16 protein-coding genes and 1 pseudogene are annotated in these 18,588 nt (G+C 70.5%); 13 read left to right on the forward strand and 4 right to left on the reverse strand.

What is annotated here, in order from left to right; translation table 11 throughout:
• Positions 1-376 precede the first annotated feature (376 nt).
• Complete coding sequence (locus K2224_RS11555) at positions 377-784, reverse strand: PIN domain-containing protein (RefSeq protein ID WP_221906476.1); 408 nt, start codon at positions 782-784, stop codon at positions 377-379.
• Entirely contained in the window at positions 781-1,056 is a 276-nt protein-coding gene (locus K2224_RS11560) for a hypothetical protein (protein WP_073802374.1), read from the reverse strand. The genes K2224_RS11555 and K2224_RS11560 overlap by 4 nt, the downstream gene beginning before the upstream one ends.
• Before the next feature lie 457 nt (positions 1,057-1,513).
• Here K2224_RS11560 and K2224_RS11565 point away from each other — a divergent pair, with 457 nt between their 5' ends.
• The gene (locus K2224_RS11565; protein ID WP_221906477.1) at positions 1,514-3,190 is read left to right on the forward strand and encodes an SWIM zinc finger domain-containing protein; all 1,677 of its coding nucleotides are present in this window, start codon (positions 1,514-1,516) and stop codon (positions 3,188-3,190) included.
• A 35-nt stretch (positions 3,191-3,225) separates the two neighbouring features.
• On the opposite strand, the pseudogene K2224_RS11570 reads toward K2224_RS11565, so the two are convergent.
• A pseudogene (locus tag K2224_RS11570) lies at positions 3,226-3,384 on the reverse strand (Uma2 family endonuclease); the annotation flags it as partial.
• A gap of 452 nt (positions 3,385-3,836) precedes the next feature.
• Here K2224_RS11570 and K2224_RS11575 point away from each other — a divergent pair.
• From K2224_RS11575 to K2224_RS11605, 7 genes are all read left to right on the forward strand, one after another.
• Positions 3,837-6,374 (forward strand): AfsR/SARP family transcriptional regulator, encoded by a 2,538-nt coding sequence (locus tag K2224_RS11575; RefSeq protein WP_221906478.1) that lies wholly within the window; start codon positions 3,837-3,839, stop codon positions 6,372-6,374.
• A 186-nt stretch (positions 6,375-6,560) separates the two neighbouring features.
• On the forward strand, positions 6,561-7,280 hold the full coding sequence (locus K2224_RS11580) for a TenA family transcriptional regulator (protein ID WP_221906479.1): 720 nt from the start codon (positions 6,561-6,563) through the stop codon (positions 7,278-7,280).
• A gap of 268 nt (positions 7,281-7,548) precedes the next feature.
• Positions 7,549-8,748 (forward strand): O-succinylhomoserine sulfhydrylase, encoded by a 1,200-nt coding sequence (locus K2224_RS11585; RefSeq protein WP_221906480.1) that lies wholly within the window; start codon positions 7,549-7,551, stop codon positions 8,746-8,748.
• A gap of 11 nt (positions 8,749-8,759) precedes the next feature.
• Entirely contained in the window at positions 8,760-9,686 is a 927-nt protein-coding gene (locus K2224_RS11590; RefSeq protein ID WP_221906481.1) for a homoserine O-succinyltransferase, read from the forward strand.
• Positions 9,687-9,816: 130 nt separating this feature from the next.
• The gene (locus K2224_RS11595; RefSeq protein WP_221906482.1) at positions 9,817-10,404 is read left to right on the forward strand and encodes a hypothetical protein; all 588 of its coding nucleotides are present in this window, start codon (positions 9,817-9,819) and stop codon (positions 10,402-10,404) included.
• A 183-nt stretch (positions 10,405-10,587) separates the two neighbouring features.
• Complete coding sequence (locus K2224_RS11600; protein WP_221906483.1) at positions 10,588-11,811, forward strand: MFS transporter; 1,224 nt, start codon at positions 10,588-10,590, stop codon at positions 11,809-11,811.
• Positions 11,804-13,009, forward strand: a complete 1,206-nt coding sequence (locus K2224_RS11605; RefSeq protein WP_221906484.1) for a M20 family metallopeptidase — start codon at positions 11,804-11,806, stop codon at positions 13,007-13,009. The genes K2224_RS11600 and K2224_RS11605 overlap by 8 nt, the downstream gene beginning before the upstream one ends.
• A gap of 19 nt (positions 13,010-13,028) precedes the next feature.
• Here the strand turns inward: K2224_RS11605 and K2224_RS11610 are convergent, their stop codons facing one another.
• Complete coding sequence (locus tag K2224_RS11610; RefSeq protein WP_221906485.1) at positions 13,029-13,790, reverse strand: PIG-L deacetylase family protein; 762 nt, start codon at positions 13,788-13,790, stop codon at positions 13,029-13,031.
• Between the two features lie 259 nt (positions 13,791-14,049).
• Between K2224_RS11610 and K2224_RS11615 the strand changes: the two genes are divergently transcribed.
• From K2224_RS11615 to K2224_RS11635, 5 genes are all read left to right on the forward strand, one after another.
• On the forward strand, positions 14,050-14,799 hold the full coding sequence (locus tag K2224_RS11615; protein WP_018536309.1) for a GntR family transcriptional regulator: 750 nt from the start codon (positions 14,050-14,052) through the stop codon (positions 14,797-14,799).
• Between the two features lie 384 nt (positions 14,800-15,183).
• Positions 15,184-16,878 carry an APC family permease gene (locus tag K2224_RS11620; protein WP_221906486.1) on the forward strand — a complete coding sequence of 565 codons (1,695 nt, stop codon included), beginning with the start codon at positions 15,184-15,186 and terminating at the stop codon, positions 16,876-16,878.
• 256 nt (positions 16,879-17,134) lie between these two features.
• Positions 17,135-17,314 carry an SPOR domain-containing protein gene (locus tag K2224_RS11625; RefSeq protein ID WP_221906487.1) on the forward strand — a complete coding sequence of 60 codons (180 nt, stop codon included), beginning with the start codon at positions 17,135-17,137 and terminating at the stop codon, positions 17,312-17,314.
• A 63-nt stretch (positions 17,315-17,377) separates the two neighbouring features.
• Positions 17,378-17,806: a (deoxy)nucleoside triphosphate pyrophosphohydrolase gene (locus K2224_RS11630; protein ID WP_221906488.1), complete on the forward strand. Its 429-nt coding sequence runs from the start codon at positions 17,378-17,380 to the stop codon at positions 17,804-17,806.
• Positions 17,807-18,086: 280 nt separating this feature from the next.
• Entirely contained in the window at positions 18,087-18,548 is a 462-nt protein-coding gene (locus tag K2224_RS11635) for an ATP-binding protein (RefSeq protein ID WP_221906489.1), read from the forward strand.
• Positions 18,549-18,588 lie beyond the last annotated feature (40 nt).

The following is an 18,588-nucleotide window of genomic DNA, read 5'->3' on the forward strand; positions in this document are numbered from 1 at the left end:
GACCGCCAGTTCGTCGCGCAGCGCCTGCAAGGCCGTCAGTCCGGCGAGCGGGAGCCCAGCCGCCTCGGTGAAGTCCAGCGACTGCGGCATCTTCGCCACGCAGCGGCGAGCGCCAAGATCCGCCGGGCGGCCCGCCGCCGGGGTGTCGGCTACCCTTACCTGTTCATGCACCCCAGCGGAGCCGACCTCAAGGTACTGGCCGGCCTCATCGACAAGGGCACCCTCAAGACCGTCACCGACCGCGTCTTCTCCTTCGAGTAGATCGCCGACGCCTTGGCCTACCTGGAACAGGGTCACGCCAAGGGCAAGGTCGTCGTCCAGATGTCGTGATCCAGTCACAATCAGCAGGTGGATTCAAGCTGAGTGAACGCCGAGGTTAGACATCCTTGATCTGTACTCCGTCGCCGCACAGTTTCGACCAGTCGTCGCGGTCCGAGGTCATTACGAGGACGGGTGCCGGGGAGCGGAGCGCCATCGCGGCTACGAGGGCGTCGATGGCGTACTTGTGGCCGTGCAGGCCGCCGGCGTCGCTCAGGAGCTGCACCGCAGTGAGACTGTCCGCCTGGGTGACGTCTTGGACTTGAAGGCGGGAGAGCACCCAGCGCAGCCGGGCGGTATCTGTCTTCCCGTAGACGGCCTCCACCACAGTCAGGGCCGATACGAGGACGGGCACGCCTACGCGCCGGGCGGCCTCGATCCGGGTGATCATCTGGCGGTCGTTGCGCAGCAGTAGCGACAGCGCCTGGGAGTCGAGCACCAGGGACCTGGCCGCGGGCTCCTTCATGCGGCGCTGTCGTTCGACGCGTAGGGCGCCGGTGCGTCACCAAACAGTTCGCTCTGCGCAGCCTGGACCTCGGCGTCGCTCAGCGGCTCGTGCTCGGCTTCGTAGGCGGCCACGATCTCGGCGAGGCCGTCCATGGCGAGCTGATGCCGGACCGCCGCCGTCACGTACGCGGACACGCCGCGTTTACCGGTACGGGTGCGCAGAGCACCGAGGAGTTCGGAGGGCATCGACACGGAGATGTTCTCCGTGCCGCCGGGGCGGGGTGACTTCATGGCCGCAAGTCTAGTACAGAAACTATTACAGCGCCTGGAGTGTTGCGCGACCTGTATCCGGGGCGGGCGTTGATGCGTAGTCTTGGCGCTTCTGGATCTTCTTGTACTTTGCAGTGAATCCCGTGCTGGGATTGTGCTGGGATGCGCCCGCATAACCGCAGGTCAGAGTAGTTGTGGTGGAGTTCCGGTTCAACGTGTGAGCGGATGGGGCAACACCGCGTCGCTGACTTGATGGGCATGCAGGTCACCAAGGGGCCGGCTCTCTGGAGTCGGGCCCTTGGTCGTTCCCGTGCCGGGTCGGCGCCGAGTGGATTCCCTCAGGTGCCTGAGCCCGGCCAGTAGGGCCCAGACGTCCGCGCGGCGTCGATCCGCAGTCCTGGAGTGCCGGATCAGGCTCACTGACAGCCATAGGCTGGCTACCGCGACGGGCAGGACCAGGGGCAGGGCGGGAGAGAGCATGCGTGGCTTCAGCGAGGCGAAGCTCAAGGCGCTGGCCGGTGTCCGTTCCTTCGAGCGCGGGTGCGGGTACGTGGATGCGGTGTCCGGGGTCGAGGTCGGTGACGGACGGATCAGCGCGAACGTCCACGGCACGGAACGGTACGAGGTGGAGCTGGCCCTGGACGGGCCCGGCGGGCTGTCCGGGGAGTGCGACTGTCCGTACGGCCTTGAGGGCAACTTCTGCAAGCACCTGGTCGCCCTCGGCCTGACGGTGCTCGCCCAACGGGAGAGCCTGCCGCGGCAGCGGAAGGCGGCGCGGGACCGGGCACAGGACTTCGACGCATGGCTGTCTGCCCTGTCCAAGGACGAGTTGCTGGCTCTGGTGCGGGAACAGGTCGGCGAGGACCGGCAGTTGCGGCGCCGCCTGGAGCTGCGGGCCGCGAGCGCCCGCGGGGATCTCGCCGCGGTCCGGGCCCGCATCCGTGAACTGCTCGACGTCGGCCCGTTCGCGCGGTACGGATATGTCGAGTACGCCGATGCCCGCGCCTACGCGGACCAGGCCGGGCAGGCGGTGTCGGCGATCGGCGCGCTCACCGGCTCCGGACGGGCAGCCGACGCGATCACCCTGGTGAGGGAGGCGATGAAGTCGCTGGCCCGGGCGGTGGAGTGCGTCGACGACTCCGACGGATGGCTCGGCCAGGTGGGCACCGGCCTCGCCGACGCCCATCTCGACGCGTGCCGTGCGGCGCGCCCCGACCCGGGGGAGCTCGCGCGCTGGCTGGTCGGCCATGCGCTCGGTGAGCTGGACGACGGCCTCACGGACATCGATCCACTCGACTACGAGGACGTTCTCGGCGAAGAGGGGATGGCCGTCCTGCGGCAGCTGGCGGTCGAGGCGTGGCAGGGCAACCGCCGGGGCTGGGCGGAGAAGTACCTGATGGAGCGTCTGGCCAAGGGGGGAGGCGACATCGACGCGGTGATTGCGGTGCACGCGGCCGACCTGGCACCGAACGGTCACACGCACCTGGTCATCGCCCGCGAGCTGGACACCGCCCGGCGCCCCGACGAGGCCCTGCGCTGGGCGGAACGCGGCATCCGGGAGGCCGGGGACCTCGACGCCGTCGACACCGCCCTCGTCGACCACCTCTGCGACCGCTATGCGCAGGCGGACCGGCTCGTCGATGCCGTCGCCCTGCGCCGCGACCACTTCGGCGCCCGCCGCACCCTGCTCGCGTACCAGCAGCTGCGTGTCGCCGCCCGGGCTGCGGACTGTTGGCCGGCCGAGCGCGAGGGAGCACTGGCCCTGCTGCGGGCCGACGCGGAGCAGCGGCGACCGGGCTGGTACGACGGCCCCGTCCTGGTCGATGCCCTGCTCGACGACAAGGACGTCGACGCCGCCTGGCAGGCCGCCACCGAGACCGGTGCCCACGACCGGCAGTGGCTCACCCTTGCCGACCAGGCCCGCGCCACCCGCCCCGCCGATGCACTCGGTGTCTACCTGCGCCTGGTGGAGCCACTGACCAAGGAGACCGGCAACGCGGTCTACGAGCAGCTCGTCAGCCTGCTGCTGGGCATCCGGGACTGTCACCGGCGTCTGGGATCGCCGGAGGAGTTCACCGAGTACGTCACCGCCCTGCGTACCGCCCAGAAACGCAAGCGCAATCTGATGCGTTTGATGGACGAGCACCGTCTGTGAGCCGGGCGACGTCTCGCAGATCCGTCAGAAGCGCCCTAGTTGCTTCGCGGAGGGGTGAGCCTGTCGAGATCCACGTTGATCTCGAAGGGCACGGGGCGCTTCAGGGTTCCGCGGAAGATGCCGGCGGGCGCGTAGACACCGGTCGGTTCGTCGCGTTCGTAGACGTGGACGACAGGGGCGCCGGCCTCTTGGTCGGGCAGTGCGGTCATGGCGCAACCGTGGCGACTCGACTGGACCCGGGCCACGGGATCGCCGACGGGGGTGGCCGTAGTGAGCTGGTGAACGTGCAGGTCGGGCAGGGTTGGGCTGCTACGGGGGACGGGACTGGTGCGGGGCGTTCGTGGGTGGGGGCGGGGGATGTTCGGGCGGCGAGGGTTGTCTCGGATGGTGAGACGGACTCTTGAGGCGGTATCCGGGGGCTGCATTAATACGCGTAATGATCTTGCCGCTCGGGGGTCGGGCGCTTCCCTCGGCGCATGACGTCCTGCGTCACGGCCCACTTCGCCGCCACGACGCCCTCGCCACGAAGTCACTGCCGCCAAGGAGCGCCGCGCGCCCCTACCCTGGGTGCGGTGAACGCTAGTTCCGCAGGCTCGCGGGGCGTGTGCCCCCGCGGGTAAGAAGTGCTCACAAGGGGGGAATTGCCGTGGCCGCATCGACGAGTAGCGTTCTGGAATGCCGCTTACTGGGGCCGCTGGACGTCGAAGTGGGCGGCCGACGGCTCCAGATGACGGCCCCGCGGCTGCAATCCGTACTGGGGACGCTGCTGTTGCGCGCCGGGGAGACGGTTCCGGTGCAGCGCCTGGTGGACTGCGTGTGGGAGGACCGGCCGCCCGCCGATCCCAGCAACCAGGTCGCCGTGTGCGTCTCCCTCCTGCGGCGCAAGCTGACGCAGGCCGGCGCCGCGGGCGACCTCATCGTCACCGACGCGCCGGGGTACCGCCTGCAGACCCACGCCGTCCGGCTCGATACGCACCGGGTGACGCAGCTGGGCAAGGAGGCCGCCGACCGGCGCGCCGCCGGTGAGGACGAGGCGGCGGTCGAACTCCTCGGGGAGGCGCTGTCGCTCTGGCGCGGCCCGCTGCTCGCCGGGATCTCGCGCCAGGTGTGGCAGTCGGACGTCCACGCCTGGGAAGAGAAGCGGGTCGCGCTGCGGGACATGTGCTCGAAGATCCAGCTGGAGTTGGGGCAGTACGAGCACCTCATATCCGAGCTGTCGAGCTTCGTCCAGGAACACCCTCTGTTCGAGCGCCCCCGGGCCCAGCTGATGACCGCGTTCTACCACTCCGGGCGCCAGGCCGACGCGTTGCGCGTCTTCCGGGAGACCAGCGACCTGTTGAAGCGGGAACTCGCGGTGGCTCCGGGAGCCGAGCTGCGGCAACTCCACCATGACATCCTGCACGGCACTCTGCCGGCTGTGCGGCCGACGCGGCAAACGCGGCCTGTGCGGCCGGTGGGGCCGAAGGCTGTTCGGGGGGCGGAGGGTGCGGCGGTTGTCCCCTCGTCGGCGTCGGGCGTCTCGGGAGGCCCGGACGCTGCGAATGCCTGGGACGCACTGGATACTTCGGATGTGCTGGGTGCTCCGGGCGCTCCGGGTGCTCCGGGCGCAACGGATGCTTCGAGTGCGTGGTCCGCTCCGGTGCCTGCCGCTGCGGAGGTTTCCAGCGCACCGGCCGTCGCCGTGCCGTCTGCCGCCACCGTGCCGTCTGCCGCCACCGTGCCGTCTGCCGCCGCCGTGGCGCCGGCGGGTCCCTGTCTGCTGCCGGGTGAAACCGGGGAGTTCGTCGGGCGGGAGGCCGAAATCGCCGCCATCCAGGGCATCTTGGCGCCGGCCACCGGGCCGGTGCCGGTCGTCGGCGTGGTGGGCGCAGGAGGAACGGGCAAGTCGACACTGGCCGTCCACGTGGCACACCGGCTGCGTCCGGCCTTCACCGGGGGCCAGCTCTACATCGACCTGCGGGGCACGGGCGCCCGCCCGGTGCCGCCGGGGGAGGCGTTGGAGCGGCTGTTGCGCGAGCTGGGGCTGCCCGCGTCGGCGATCCCCGAGGGGGTCGAGCAGCGCGCCGAGCGCTACCGCGCGTTACTGGCCGACCGCCGGATTCTGATCGTTCTCGACGACGCGGCGGGCACCGACCAGATCCGGCCGCTGCTCCCCGGGACGGGCAGCTGCGGCGTGCTGATCACCAGCCGCACCAGGGTCGGCGTGGTGTCCACGGCGAACGTCTTCGAACTCGGCGTGTTCCCCGAGGAGCAGGCCGTCGAACTGCTCAGGCGCATGGTGGGCGTCGGCCGCACCGGAGCCGAGCCGGAGGCCGCCCGGGAGCTGGTCGGGCACTGCGGCCGGTTGCCGCTGGCGGTCGGCATCGTCGGCGCCAAACTCGCGGCCAAGCCGCACTGGTCGCTGGCGCGTGCCGTGGCGCGACTGGCCGACGAGCGGCGGCGGTTGGACGAGCTGTGCCACGACCGGCTGGCCGTCCGTGCCAGCCTCAGGCCGTCGTACGAGAGCATCGGCCCCGCCGCCCGGCGGCTGCTGCACGGGCTGGCCCGGCTGACCCTGACCGACTTCGGGGAGTGGGTGGCCGCACCCTTGCTCGGCCTGCCCGCCGCCGTGCTGGAGAGCCTGTTGGAGGAGCTGGTCGACGCCCGGCTCATCGAGGTGCGGGACACCGGCCGGTCCGGTCAACTCCGTTACCGTCTCGACGATCTGGTGCGCCTCTACGCGATCGAGCAGGTCGTGGCGACGGAGCCCGGTACGGCCGTGGAGGAGGGGTGCGCGGGGGCGTACGGCGCCGGGCCCGGGAACCGTATCGTGGGCGCCGTCGCGGGTGCCGTGGGGCCCGTCCCCGGCGCACCCCGCGGCGTGGGCGACCTCGCGGCCGAACGCCGAACGGTCGCGGGCGCCCTCGCCCGCGCGCCCCTGACACCCGCCGTCCGCGCCCATCACGCGGCGTGCGGTGGCGAGTTCGCCACCCTCCGCGGTGCCGCGGACGCCTCGCGCGGCCCCGGCTTCGCCACGGTGACGAACGGTCCACCGCTGCAACGCCGTTACGACACGGAGCGCGCGCGGGTGCCCGCGCTGTCCGTACCGCCCGCCGAGTGCGGCGCGGACGCCTGCGCCTCGGAACCGGCCGCCCCCTGCCGTCGGCTGTTCGGCGCGCGCGGCCACCCCGACCACGGCGACTGAGGGACGGCCCGCGGGCACGCCCCGCGGGCCGTGCGCGAGCAGGGCGGCAGACCGGGGTCGTATACGGCCGCGGCCTGCCCGTCCGGCGATGACATCGGCATAACAGGGTTTTGAAATGGGCTTCATCTAGCCTTTTGGGCAACTAGCCGCCGCTAATAGCCGGAAATCAGGTAGAGGAGTCCAGGCATGCTGATGGAACGAGACGCATTCCGCGACGAGCTCGAGCGTACCCTGCACAACAAGCTCACGCTCTCCCACCCCATGTTCGACATTCTCTTCGACCCGGAGAACCCGGACCGGCACACGCTCCAGAAGGTGGCGCTGCAGGGCTACCAGCTGACCAAGCACTTCCTGGACTACATAGAGACGCTTTTCTACTACTGCCCGAAGGCGGACGGAAAGCACAAGCGCCGGCTCCTCTTCAACCTCTACGAGGAGGAGACCGGCCGGATCTCCAAGACCAAGAACCACGTGCAGCTGATGGAGGACTTCCTCCGCGCCATCGGCATCGACGACGCCACGCGGGACGCCGAAACGGCCCTGCCGGCCACCCAGGAACTCATCGACTACCGCATGACCGCAGTGAAGAACCCCGAGACCTACCACATCGGGGCGGCCGCGGTGATGATCGCGAGCGAGGGCCAGAACCTGGAGACCCGCGGCGCGGACGCCCGCGACATCCTCTTCAAGCGGGTCTACGGCCTCAAGGACGAGGACCTGCTGTTCTTCTCGGTGCACCAGGAGGAGGACGTCCACCACGTCCGGCACGGCCTGGACCTGGTCGCCGACATCTGCACCACCGAGGAGCAGCAGTCCGAGGCGCTCTACGCGGTCGGACACACCTGTGACCTCTTCTACAACATGTACGAGGGCATCTACCAGGAGTACAAGGCCGGCCGGCTCTGAGGCCCGCCCACCCGGTCCACGGAAATGGGGACGGAACGCGGATCACCGCGCGCCCCATTTCCGTGCCAGGTGCCAGGTGCCAGGTGCCAGGTGCCAGGTGCCTGAGCCGCACGTTCTCCCGAGGCGACCCGACGAGGTGGCCCGCCGCCGCAGCCCACTGACGTTCGCGTCAATTCCCTGTGCGCCGGTGTGAATGGCGCACACCGCCGCCGCAGTCCGGATTCCGGCGTGCCGACGCCGCCGGACGGATCAAGGAGCGCAATTCGCCGTGACTCAACCCCTCACCTCAGAATCCTTCGCCACCCGCGCCATACGGGCAGGCCAGTACCAGGACCTCTCGGACTCCCACAGCGAGGGACTGGCCCTCACCTCCAGCTATGTCTTCGACGACGCCGAGGACGCCGCGGAGAAGTTCGCCGGGCGGCGTCCCGGAAACGTGTATGTGCGCTTCAGCAACCCCACCGTGACCGCCTTCGAGGAGCGCATGGCGGCGCTGGAGCAGGCGGAGTCCGGCGTCGCCGTGGCGTCCGGTATGGCCGCGTATCTGGGAATCGCACTCGGCCTGCTGAAGGCCGGCGACCATGTGGTGCTGGCCGATGGGATGTTCGGCACCACCACCCGCTTCTTCCAGACCTACCTGAAGAAATTCCAGGTCTCCTCCAGCATCGTCGACGTGCGGGACCTGGGGGAGTGGCGCCGCCATGTCCAGCCGAACACCGTGATGTTCGTCCTGGAGACCCCCACCAATCCGCTGATGCACGTGGCGGATCTGCGCGGGCTGTCCGCGCTCGCCGCCGAACACGGAATTCTGCTGGTGGTGGACAACACCCTGGCCACGCCCGCGCTGCAGAACCCGATTCCGCTCGGCGCCGATCTCGTCATCCACTCGGCGGCCAAGTACATCGACGGCCAGGGCAGGTGCGGGGGCGGCGTCGTGGTCGGCCGTGACGACCTCGTCAAGGAGATCGGCGGGGTGCTGCGTACCGCGGGTCCCGGCCTGAGCCCGTTCAACGCCTGGGTTTTCCTGAAGAGTCTGGAGACGCTGGAAATCCGTATGCGGGAGCACTCCCGCAACGGCCAGCTCCTGGCCGAGTGGTTGGAGCACCATCCGGCCGTGGAACAGGTCTTCTTCACCGGCCTGCGGTCGCATCCGCAGCGCGAGCTGATCGTCAGTCAGCAGTCTGGTCCGGGCGGTCTGGTGAGTTTCACCGTCCGTGGCGACCAGGAAACGGCCTGGCGGGTCGCCGACGGTCTTTCCCTGATCTCCCTGACGACCAATATCGGCGACACAAAGTCCATGATCACGCATCCCGCGTCGACCACCCACGGCCGGCTGTCGCCCGAGGCCAAGGAACGCTCCGGAATCACCGCCAACATGCTGCGGATCTCCGTCGGTCTGGAACACATCGACGACATCATCACGGACCTGGACAAGGCACTCGACAACGTGACCGTTTCGTCCGAGTGAATGGATACCGTATGTCACACACCCGCCATGATTCCGAGCGAAGAGCGCTGCGGATCGGATTGGTCGACCTCATGTCGGCCGTCCCGAACAGGCCGGCACAGAAGATGTTCCGCTCCGCAGTCGAGTCCGCGGCCACGGAAAGCGGACTGCCCATCAGCTTCGAGTACCACGCCGTCGACCCGAACTGCGCCCCCGAGCACTGCGGCATCGACTGGCGGCGGCTCGTCGCGGCGGACGCCCTGCTCGTCACCGGAAGCGAACCGACCCGGCTGGACATCGAGTCGGAGCCGGCGCTGGCCGTGGTCCGCCGCATCATCGAGGACACCGCGGACCGGGTGCCCTCCACCCTCTTCTCGTGTCAGTCGGCGCACGCCGCGCTGTACGTCCTGCACGGGCTGCGGCGCCGGCGGCTGGCCGACAAGTTCACGGGAGTGGCCGAGCACCGGGTGAGCGTGCCGGACCACGCGCTCACCGCCGGCATGTCCGACGGTACGCCCGTGCCGCACTCCCGCTGGAACAGCGTGCCGGCGACGGAACTCCACCGCGCGGGCGTCGTCCCCCTCCTGGAGACCGGCGGCGACGACTGGCATCTCGCGGCGAGCCCCGACGGACTGCGCCACCTCTACTGCCAGGGGCACCCCGAATACCGTCGGGACACCCTGCTGCGCGAATACCAGCGCGATCTGCGACGGCATCTGGCCGGGGAGACCGAGGAGTTCCCGCGACTTCCGGAACCCTATCTGGACGCAACGGCAAGGGAACTGGTCCTCCGCTACACCGAGAAATTACGGGAACAGCGGGACACCGGCCTGCTGGCGAGCTTTCCGGCCGAGGCGGCGACGGAGGGAATCCTGGCCGACTGGCAGTCGGACACCCGCAGTTTCCTCGGGAACTGGCTGCGTGCCGTCGCACGGTCCACCGCACGCCCGACCATGTGAAATCGGCACACCACGCGCCCTGGCCACGGCACACGACAATGCCCTGATCACGGCGCGTGCATTCGACCCCCACCACCCGCTTTATCTCCTCCACCGCCTCCACACGAAGAAACCCGGGTAAGTGAACGCGATGACTGCTGAACTGCGCTGGCACTGGGCCGCCGATCTGGACGACCACGCCGAGGACGTGGCCGGCATGCTGGCCGCGAGCGTCGCCGACGAGGGAATCCTCGGTTACGCGGCCCGGCCGACCGACGAGCAACTCACCGGATTCGTCGACGGACTCAAGGAACTCCAGGCGAAGGGAACAGGCCATGTCCTCATCGGCGAGGACGCCGAGGGCACCGTGGCCATGTGCGTGATCCGAACCCGCTCGATGCCCAACTCCCGCCATATAGCCGAGGTGGAGAAGGCATTCCTCTCGCCCCGGGTGCGCGGTACCACCGCCGTCTTCCAACTCGCCCGGCACGTCTGCCTGAAGGCGACCGAACTCGGCACCGAACTGCTTCTCATCGACGTCCGGGAGGATTCCAAGGCCCATAAGGTCTGGGCCCGCCTCGGATTCACCACGTACGGTGTGCTCGACGACTACGTCCGCGTCGACGGACAACGGCACCGCGGACATTACATGCGGCACCAGGTGGCGGAACTCTCCGCCACGGTCACCAGCCGACTCGCGGAGCTGAACGAGCGCGCGGACCCGACGCCGGAAGCCTGATCCCCCGAGCGCCGGGGCGGATCGAGCCGCACCGCTCATGGACCGATCCGCGCCGACCGACCACCAAGGCAAGTGACTAAGGACGACATGGCGACCAACGAGACAGAGCCCGAAACGCAGGCGCGGCCCGGCCCCGACTCCCCATCGACGGCGAAAGGGGCACACACGAAAACCTTCGTTCTGGTGGCAGTCGCCCTGGGTTTCGTCATCGCGCTGATGTCGTCCGCCATCAAGAACACGGTCAGCGTGTTCTATGTGTCGATGGCGCACGACTTCTCGGTGAGCCGTGGCACCTTCGCCCTCGCCCCGTCGGTGTTCATGCTGGCCTATGCGATCGCCTCGCCCGTCATGGGTTTCGCCGCCGACCGGTTGGGCGCCCGCCGCTCACTGGCCGGCGGGCTGGTACTGGGCGGCGCGATGTTCCTCGTCGGCGGCGTCATCAGTTCCTTCGCGCTGTTCTCGGTGGTCTACGGAGTGGGGCTGGCCATCGCGTACACCGCGATCTCCTACGTTCCGCTGGGCGTACTGGTCGACGAGCTGTTCCCGCCGCACCGCCGCGGTCTGACGTACGCGATCCTCATGAACGGCACGGCCGTCGGCTTCATCGCACTGGTCCCGCTGTGGATCTACGTCGAGAAGAGCACCTCCTGGCGCACGGTGTTCATCGTGCTGGGCGTCGTCATGGTCGCCCTCATGCTGCTGGCCCTCATATTCCTGCCGGGGGAGAACAAGACGCCGGAGGAGCCCGGGAAGGCGGCGCCGGCGGGGGAGCAGCAGCCGACCGGCGGGACCGCCGCGCCGGCCACGGGCGGCATGGTCGGTGCCGCACTGCGCTCCCCGGTCTTCTGGACCATCAGCCTCGCCTTCGTCGGCTGCGGCGTGACCATGTCCTTCGTCGACGTACACCTGGTGGCGAGCCTCGACAGCCACGGTCTGGGCGGCGGCACCGCGAGCACCACCATGGCGATCCTGGGCGCCGCGGAGATCGTCGGTTCGCTCATCGCCGGGTATCTGTGCGACCGCGGCCACGGCCTGAAGGTGCTGGCGGGCTGCTATCTGATCCGGGCCCTGTCGCTCGTCGTGATGGTGGTGGCCCCCTCCGTCCTCACCGCCTGGATCTTCGGCCTGCTCTTCGGCATCAGCTACATGGGCACCGTGGTGGCGGGGTCGATGTACCTGCTCAACGCGCTGGACCCGCGCGCCAAGGGCCTCGCCCTCGGGCTGATGTGGTGCCTCCACCAGGTCGGTGCCTTCGCGGCCAGCGAGGCGGGCGGCCTGAGCTTCGACGCCCTGCACTCCTACGACCCCATCGTCATCGGAGCGGCCGCCAGCGCCGGCCTCTCCTTCCTGATCGTCGTCCTCGCCCTGCCCAAGGCTCTGCGAAAGGCGGAACCAGCCCATGCGTGACGCCGTACGCACCGACCTGCTCGACCGCGTCGCGCAGCTGCTTCCCCAACTCGTCGGCTGGCGCCGCGACCTGCACGCCCACCCGGAGACCGGAGTCCACAACCCGCGGACCCAGCAGGCCGTCCTGACGGCGCTCGAAGGACTGGATCTGGACGTCGCCCGGGGCCGCACCTGCAGCTCGGTGACCGCGACCCTGCGCGGTGGCCGCCCCGGCCCCACCGTCCTGCTGCGGGCCGACACCGACGCGCTGCCCATGACGGAGGACACCGGCCTCGCGTTCGCCAGTCGGAACCCGGACGCCGCCCACGCCTGCGGCCACGACGCGCACACCGCGATGCTGCTGGGCGCCGCCACCCTCCTGGCCACCGAGCTGCGCGCGGAGGTCGCGGGCACCGTGAAGTTCGTCTTCCAGCCCGGCGAGGAGGGCTGCGGAGGCGCGGAACGGATGCTGGCGGAGGGGCTCCTGGACGAGCCGGTGGACGCGGCGTTCGCGCTGCACGTCAACCCCAACCTCCCCGCCGGCGTCGTCGCCACCAGGCCCGGCTCCTTCTTCGCCTCCTGCGACGAGTTCGAGATCACCCTCACCGGCCGCGGCGGCCACGCGTCCATGCCGCACACCTGCAACGACCCCATCCCCGCCCTGCTGACCCTGGGGACCGGCCTGTTGAGCACGGTCTCCAGGAGCTTCGACCCGGCCTCGCCGGTCCTGGTGAGCCTCGGCGCGGTGACGGCCGGCACCACCTCCAACGTCATCCCGGAATCGGGCGTCCTGAAGGGCACGCTCCGCGCCTACACCCCCGAGTCGAGGGCCCGGGCGTGGGACCGCATCACCCGCCTCGCCGAGTCCACCGCCGAGGCCCACGGCCTCACCTGCCGCGTCAGCCACAGCTACGGCTGCGCCCCCACCGTCAACACCCCCGAAAAGGCCGCCCGGGTCCTCGGCCTGGCCGCCGAACTGCTCGGCCCGGAACGCTCCGTGGAGCTGCCCGCTCCCGTCATGGCCGCCGAGGACTTCGGCTACCTCCTGGAGCGCGTCCCCGGCGCCCTCGTCCTCGTGGGCGCCTGCCCGCCGGGGACTTCCCCGGGCGAGGCCGCCCCGTGCCACTCCAACCGGATGGTCCTCGACGAGGAAGCCATGATCACCGGCACCGCCCTCCACGTGGCCCTCGCCCTGTCCGGACCGGGCCCCGCCTCCTGAGCCGGCCCTCGGACCCGCCCTAGTGAGCAAACACCTCGAACAGCACCGCCGGGCGGCCGTGATGGCGGGCGGCGGCGGTGGCGAAGGCGCGGTCCAGGAAGTCGCGGGCGTAGGCGTGCGGGTCCTGGTCGGGGGCGGTGAGGGCCCTGATGTAAGTGGTGTGGGCGGCCAGCGAGTCGACGGCGCGGTCGATGCCCGGGCCCACTTCGGCCGCGTGGGTGGGCCGGGGGGAGCCGGCGACGGCGGTCCAGCGGACGCCGGTCCACGGGGAGAGGCCCTCGGCGTCGGCGAGTTCGGGGAAGATCCAGCGGTTGCCGGCGTCGGCCGCGGCGTCCAGGACGGCGCGGCCCACCACCCGGTGGTCGGGGGTGTTCCAGTGGGTGCCGAACCAGGTGTCGCGGTGGTTGAGGGTGATCAGCAGTTCGGGGCGGTGCCGGCGGACCGCGGCGGCCAGGTCGCGGCGGAGCGCCATGGAGGGCTCGATCACGCCGTCCCGGTGGCCGTCGAGGAACTCGACGGTGCGGACGCCGACGTGCGCCGCGGCGGCGCGCTGTTCGGCCTCGCGGACCGCGGCGCACTCGGGCGGCGCCAGGCCGTCGATACCGGCCTCGCCGCGGGTGACCAGGAGATAGCGGATGTCCCGGCCGGCGTCGGCCCATTCGGCCACGGCTGCCGCGGCGCCGTATTCGAGGTCGTCGGGGTGGGCCACGACGGCCAGCGCCCGCCGCCAGTCGTCGGGCATCGGGCGGAGGGAGCTGACGGCTGCGTTCTCGATCGGCATCGCGGTCCCTTTCTGCTCGGTGGCGATGGTGACACGGCCGGAAGCGACCGCACAGGGACGGACACGAACGGACAGCCGTGGGCGGCGCGACGGAGGCCGGCGCGAAGGGGCGTAACGGGTGTTTTGGGGTGCGGCGGGGCGCGGGGGAGACGGAGCTGAGCTGCGGCAATCGCCATCCGTAAAGCTATGGCTCAAGCTTGCGGTCGGCAACGCGGGGTTGTCACGCTGTCGCTGACTGTCAAGCTGTTGGGAGGGGCACGTGCCTTTCGGTGAGCAGCCCGCGTACCTCCGCGTCGCCGGTGACCTGCGCCAGAAGATCGTCGACGGGGTGCTGGCCCCGCACACCCGGCTCCCCTCCCAGGCGCGTATCCGTGAGGAGTACGGCGTCTCCGACACCGTCGCACTGGAGGCACGCAAGGTCCTGATGGCCGAGGGCCTGGTGGAGGGCCGGTCCGGTTCGGGGACGTACGTACGGGAGCAGCCGGTGCCGCGCCGGATCGCCCGCGGCGGCTATCACAGCCGGGGCTGCACGCCGTTCCGCCAGGAGCAGACGGACGAGCGGGTGCGCGGCACCTGGGAGTCCAACAGCGAGCAGGAGGCGGCCGGTTCGGCGGTGGCGGCCCGGCTGCGGATCCCGGTGGGCGCCAGGGTGATGCGGACGCGCTACGTGTTCCGCGCGGAGGGGGAGCCGTCGATGCTCTCCACCTCCTGGGAGCCGCTGGAGATCACCGGACGGACGCCGGTGATGCTGCCGGAGGAGGGCCCGCTGGCCGGGCGCGGGGTGGTCGAGCGGATGGCCGCGATCGACGTGGTGGTGGACAACGTCGTCGAGGAGGTCGGCGCGCGGCCGGGCCTGGCGGAGGAGGCGATGGCGCTGGGCGGGGTGCCGGGGCATGCGGTGCTGGTCGTCTCGCGTACGTACTTCGCGGGCGGTCGGCCGGTCGAGACGGCGGATGTGATCGCGCTCGCGGCGCGCCATCGGGTGGCGTACCACCTGCCGGTGAAGTAGCGGCGGGGCGCGACGTTCTCCCGCGTGGCGTTCTCCCCCCCTGGCGCGTGTGCCGGGTGCCCGGGGCCGCCATGAGAGCACTCCGCGGACGTTCCACGGCGGCCCTCGGAGACACCCTCGCGGACTCCCCGTGGTCGCCAAGTCGACGCCGGGTGTGGGGATCCTGCGCAAATCGCAGGGTCTGCCGCCCGCAATTTCCAGCCGAATTATCTGTCCGATTTGCAGGGGTTTGTTGGCGAATGCCGTCCGCATATCGGTGTTGGAAACCTCACAGAGGCTCAACTCGGCGGGATTTTTTGTCCGGTGTGGGAACCGGATCTTCGGATTCGCTCATACGATGGCGAAGTTTGTGCACGGCACGGGGGAAGATCAGGAGACCAGCACGTGACCACGACGAAGACGACGAGTGCGGAGCAGGGCTCGCACTCGTCGAATTACCGTCGGTCCCTCGGGACCATCGCCCTGACCGCCACTGGTCTCGGATCCATCATCGGTTCCGGCTGGCTGTTCGGGGCCGAGCGCGCCGCGGCCATCGCCGGCCCGGCCGCGATCCTCGCCTGGGTCATCGGCGCGGTCGTCGCCCTGACCATCGCGCTGACCTACACCGAGCTCGGCTCGATGTTCCCCAAGGCGGGCGGCATGGTCCGCTACGGCCAGTACTCGCACGGTTCCCTCGCGGGCTACCTGGCGGCCTGGGCCAACTGGATCGCGATCGTCTCCGTGATCCCGGGCGAGGCGACCGCCTCGGTCCAGTACATGAGCTCGTGGGAGTTCGGCTGGGCCAAGGCGCTGTTCGACGGCAAGGAGCTCACGGGCTCCGGCGTCGCGGTGGCCAGCGTCCTGCTGATCTTCTACTTCTTCATGAACTGGTTCGCGGTCTCGCTGTTCGCCAAGACCAACACCGCGATCACGGTCTTCAAGATCGTCGTGCCGGCGCTCACCGCGGGCGCCCTGATCTTTTCGCACTTCGACACCGGCAACATCCAGCGCGCCGGCGGCTTCGCCCCCAACGGCTGGAGCGCGGTCTTCAGCTGTGTGGCGCTCTCCGGCATCGTCTGGGCCTACAACGGCTTCCAGTCGCCGCTGAACCTCGCCGGTGAGGCGCGCAACCCGGGCCGCTCGCTGCCCAAGGCCGTCGCCTTCTCGATCATCATCGCGCTGGTCATCTACCTCGCGTTGCAGGTCGCCTTCCTCTTCGCGGTGCCCGCCGCCGACCTGAGCAAGGGCTGGGGCGGTCTGTCCTACCACTCCCCGCTCGCCGAGCTGGGCCTCGCCTGGGGCCTGAACTGGCTGGCGCTGCTGCTGTACGCGGACGCGTTCGTCTCGCCGTCCGGCACGGGCATGATCTACGCCGCGACCACCTCGCGCATGATCCAGGGCGTCCAGGAGAACGGTCATCTGCCGGGCGTCTTCGGCAAGGTGGACCCCAAGACCGGCATCCCGCGCCCGGCGCTGGTACTGAACCTCGTCGTCGCGTTCATGTTCCTCGCGGTCTTCCGCGGCTGGGGCTCGCTCGCCGAGATCGTCTCGGTCGCGACCGTCATCTCGTACATCACCGGGCCGGTCGCGGTGATGGGTCTGCGGCGGCTGGCGCCGCAGATGAAGCGGCCGGTGCAGCTGCGCGCCATGCCGGTCATCGCGCCGATCGCGATGATCTTCGGTTCGCTGGTCCTGTACTGGGGCAAGTGGCCGCTCACCGGCAAGGTCATCTTCATCATGGCCATCGGGCTGCCGGTCTGGGCCTGGTACGAGATCGTCCGGCCGTGGAAGCAGGGCCGCAGCCCGCTGCGCGAGCTGATGCCGCACCTCAAGGCGGGCGCGTGGATGGTGATCTACCTCGTGGTGATGGCGGCCGTCTCCTACCTGGGCGGCAAGGAGTTCGGCGGCCAGGGCTACCTCCCGCCGGGCATCGACCTCGCGGTCGTCGCGGCGATCGCGCTGGCCTTCTACTACTGGGGCGTGCGCAGCGCCTGGCGCAACCCGTCGCTGGTCGCGGTCGAGGCGGAGCTCGCCGCGGCCGAGGCCGCCGAGGAGACGGGCGCCGAGACCGGCGACGACAAGGCTCCGACGACCGCCTGAGGCGCCGTTCGCCGTCGCGGGCCGCCCCCGGCCCACCCCGCACAACCGCCCGAGTTCCCCGGGCACCCCGGCCGCTCGCGGGCCGCACCTGGTGATCCAGGGCCCGCGGGTGGCCGGTTCGGTCTCTCTTTGTGTAATTCCATAACCGGTGCGTGAAGGTCGGGCGTAGGCTCGGGCATATGCGGATTGCGATTTCGGCATCAGCAGAGGAGGGGCGCGCCGCCGCGGCGCGCTGCGCGGCGGACGGAGGGGCGCAATGACCGAGAACGAGACCGTGCTGCCCTGGCTCGTCATCCGCCAGGACGAAGGCGGCAACCGCTATCGCGTCGGTCGCTATGCCACCCGAGCGGAGGCGGAGCGGGTCGCCGACCGCCTCGACACCCGTGGCAATCAGCGGCTTTACGTGGTCGAGCGGGTCGGGCAGGGAGCCGCCTGAGAAGCGGCGCGAGGCGAGACGGGCGGGGAGCGGAAGACCGGCGGGGGACGTAGGCTGCCGCGCATGACGACGGTGCGCGTAGTGGTGGGCGGTGCGGTGTGCGAGCGGGGGCGGTTGCTGGCCGCCCGGCGGAGCGCGCCACCCGCGTTGGCCGGCCGGTGGGAGCTGCCCGGCGGCAAGGTGGAGGACGACGAGACGCCGGAGCAGGCGCTCGTCCGCGAGCTGCACGAGGAGCTGGGCGTGGACGTCGCCCCCGTGGAGCGGATTCCGGGCGAGTGGGTGCTGCGGCCCGGCTATGTGCTTCAGGTGTGGACCGCCCGGCTGGTCTCCGGCCGCCCGGAGCCGCTCCAGGACCATGACGAGCTGCGCTGGCTGCGGCCCGGCGAGGAGCGCGAGGTCGACTGGCTGGACCAGGACCGGCCGGCGGTCGCCGAGGTGATGCGCCGGCTGGGGTCCCTGCCCGCGGTGGGGATCCCGGGCGCGCGGCTGTAGGCGGGACGCCGCCGAGGCGTGCGCCCCGGCGGCCGACGACGCTCCGAACGGCCGCCTGCGGAGCGCTCGACGCCACGCCGGGCCCCTCGTCGTGCCCGTTGCCCGCACGCGTCCTCGCCGTGGCCCGCGTGCCGCCCCGCGCTCACGCTTTGCCGGGATATATGCGCTATTTGTGCCACTGTGTGCCATTGGGGGCGGTACTCGCCGTTCGATACCGGGTATGTCCTGATTGGCCCCCTCGGTGTGGGCCGGGTACGACGGGGAACCCTCGGCCTGGGAAGTGATCGGCGTGAGCGACGGCGCAGCGGCAGAGGTCCCGGATCCCGGTGCCACCGATGTCCGCAGGCGCGGCAGGGCCTCCGGCGCGCCGAGCGCCGAGTGGAGCTTCCCCGCCGACCCCGGTGCGGTGCGCACCGCCCGCACCATGGTCCGTCAGGTGCTCGACGACTGGGGGCTGAACGGCGCCGCCGATGTCGCGGTCCTGCTGGTCAGCGAGCTGGTCACCAACTCCCTGCGGTACGCCAGCGGGCCGATCGGCGTGCGCATGGTGCTGCTCGGCGCCGGGGCGCTGCTCGTCGAGGTCTCCGATCCGCTGCCCGACCCGCCGCGGACCCGCACCGCCGCCCCCGACGACGAGGGGGGACGCGGACTCCAGCTGGTCGCGCACAGTTCACGGCGCTGGGGCACCCGGCAGGGAAAGAGCGGCAAGACTGTGTGGTTCGAGTTGTCGGTGGCTGGTTAGGAGTCAGGAGGAGTCCTGATCGTTGCCATTTCATCGACAT

The sequence above is a fragment of the Streptomyces sp. BHT-5-2 genome (genome assembly GCF_019774615.1).
GTDB lineage: Bacteria > Actinomycetota > Actinomycetes > Streptomycetales > Streptomycetaceae > Streptomyces.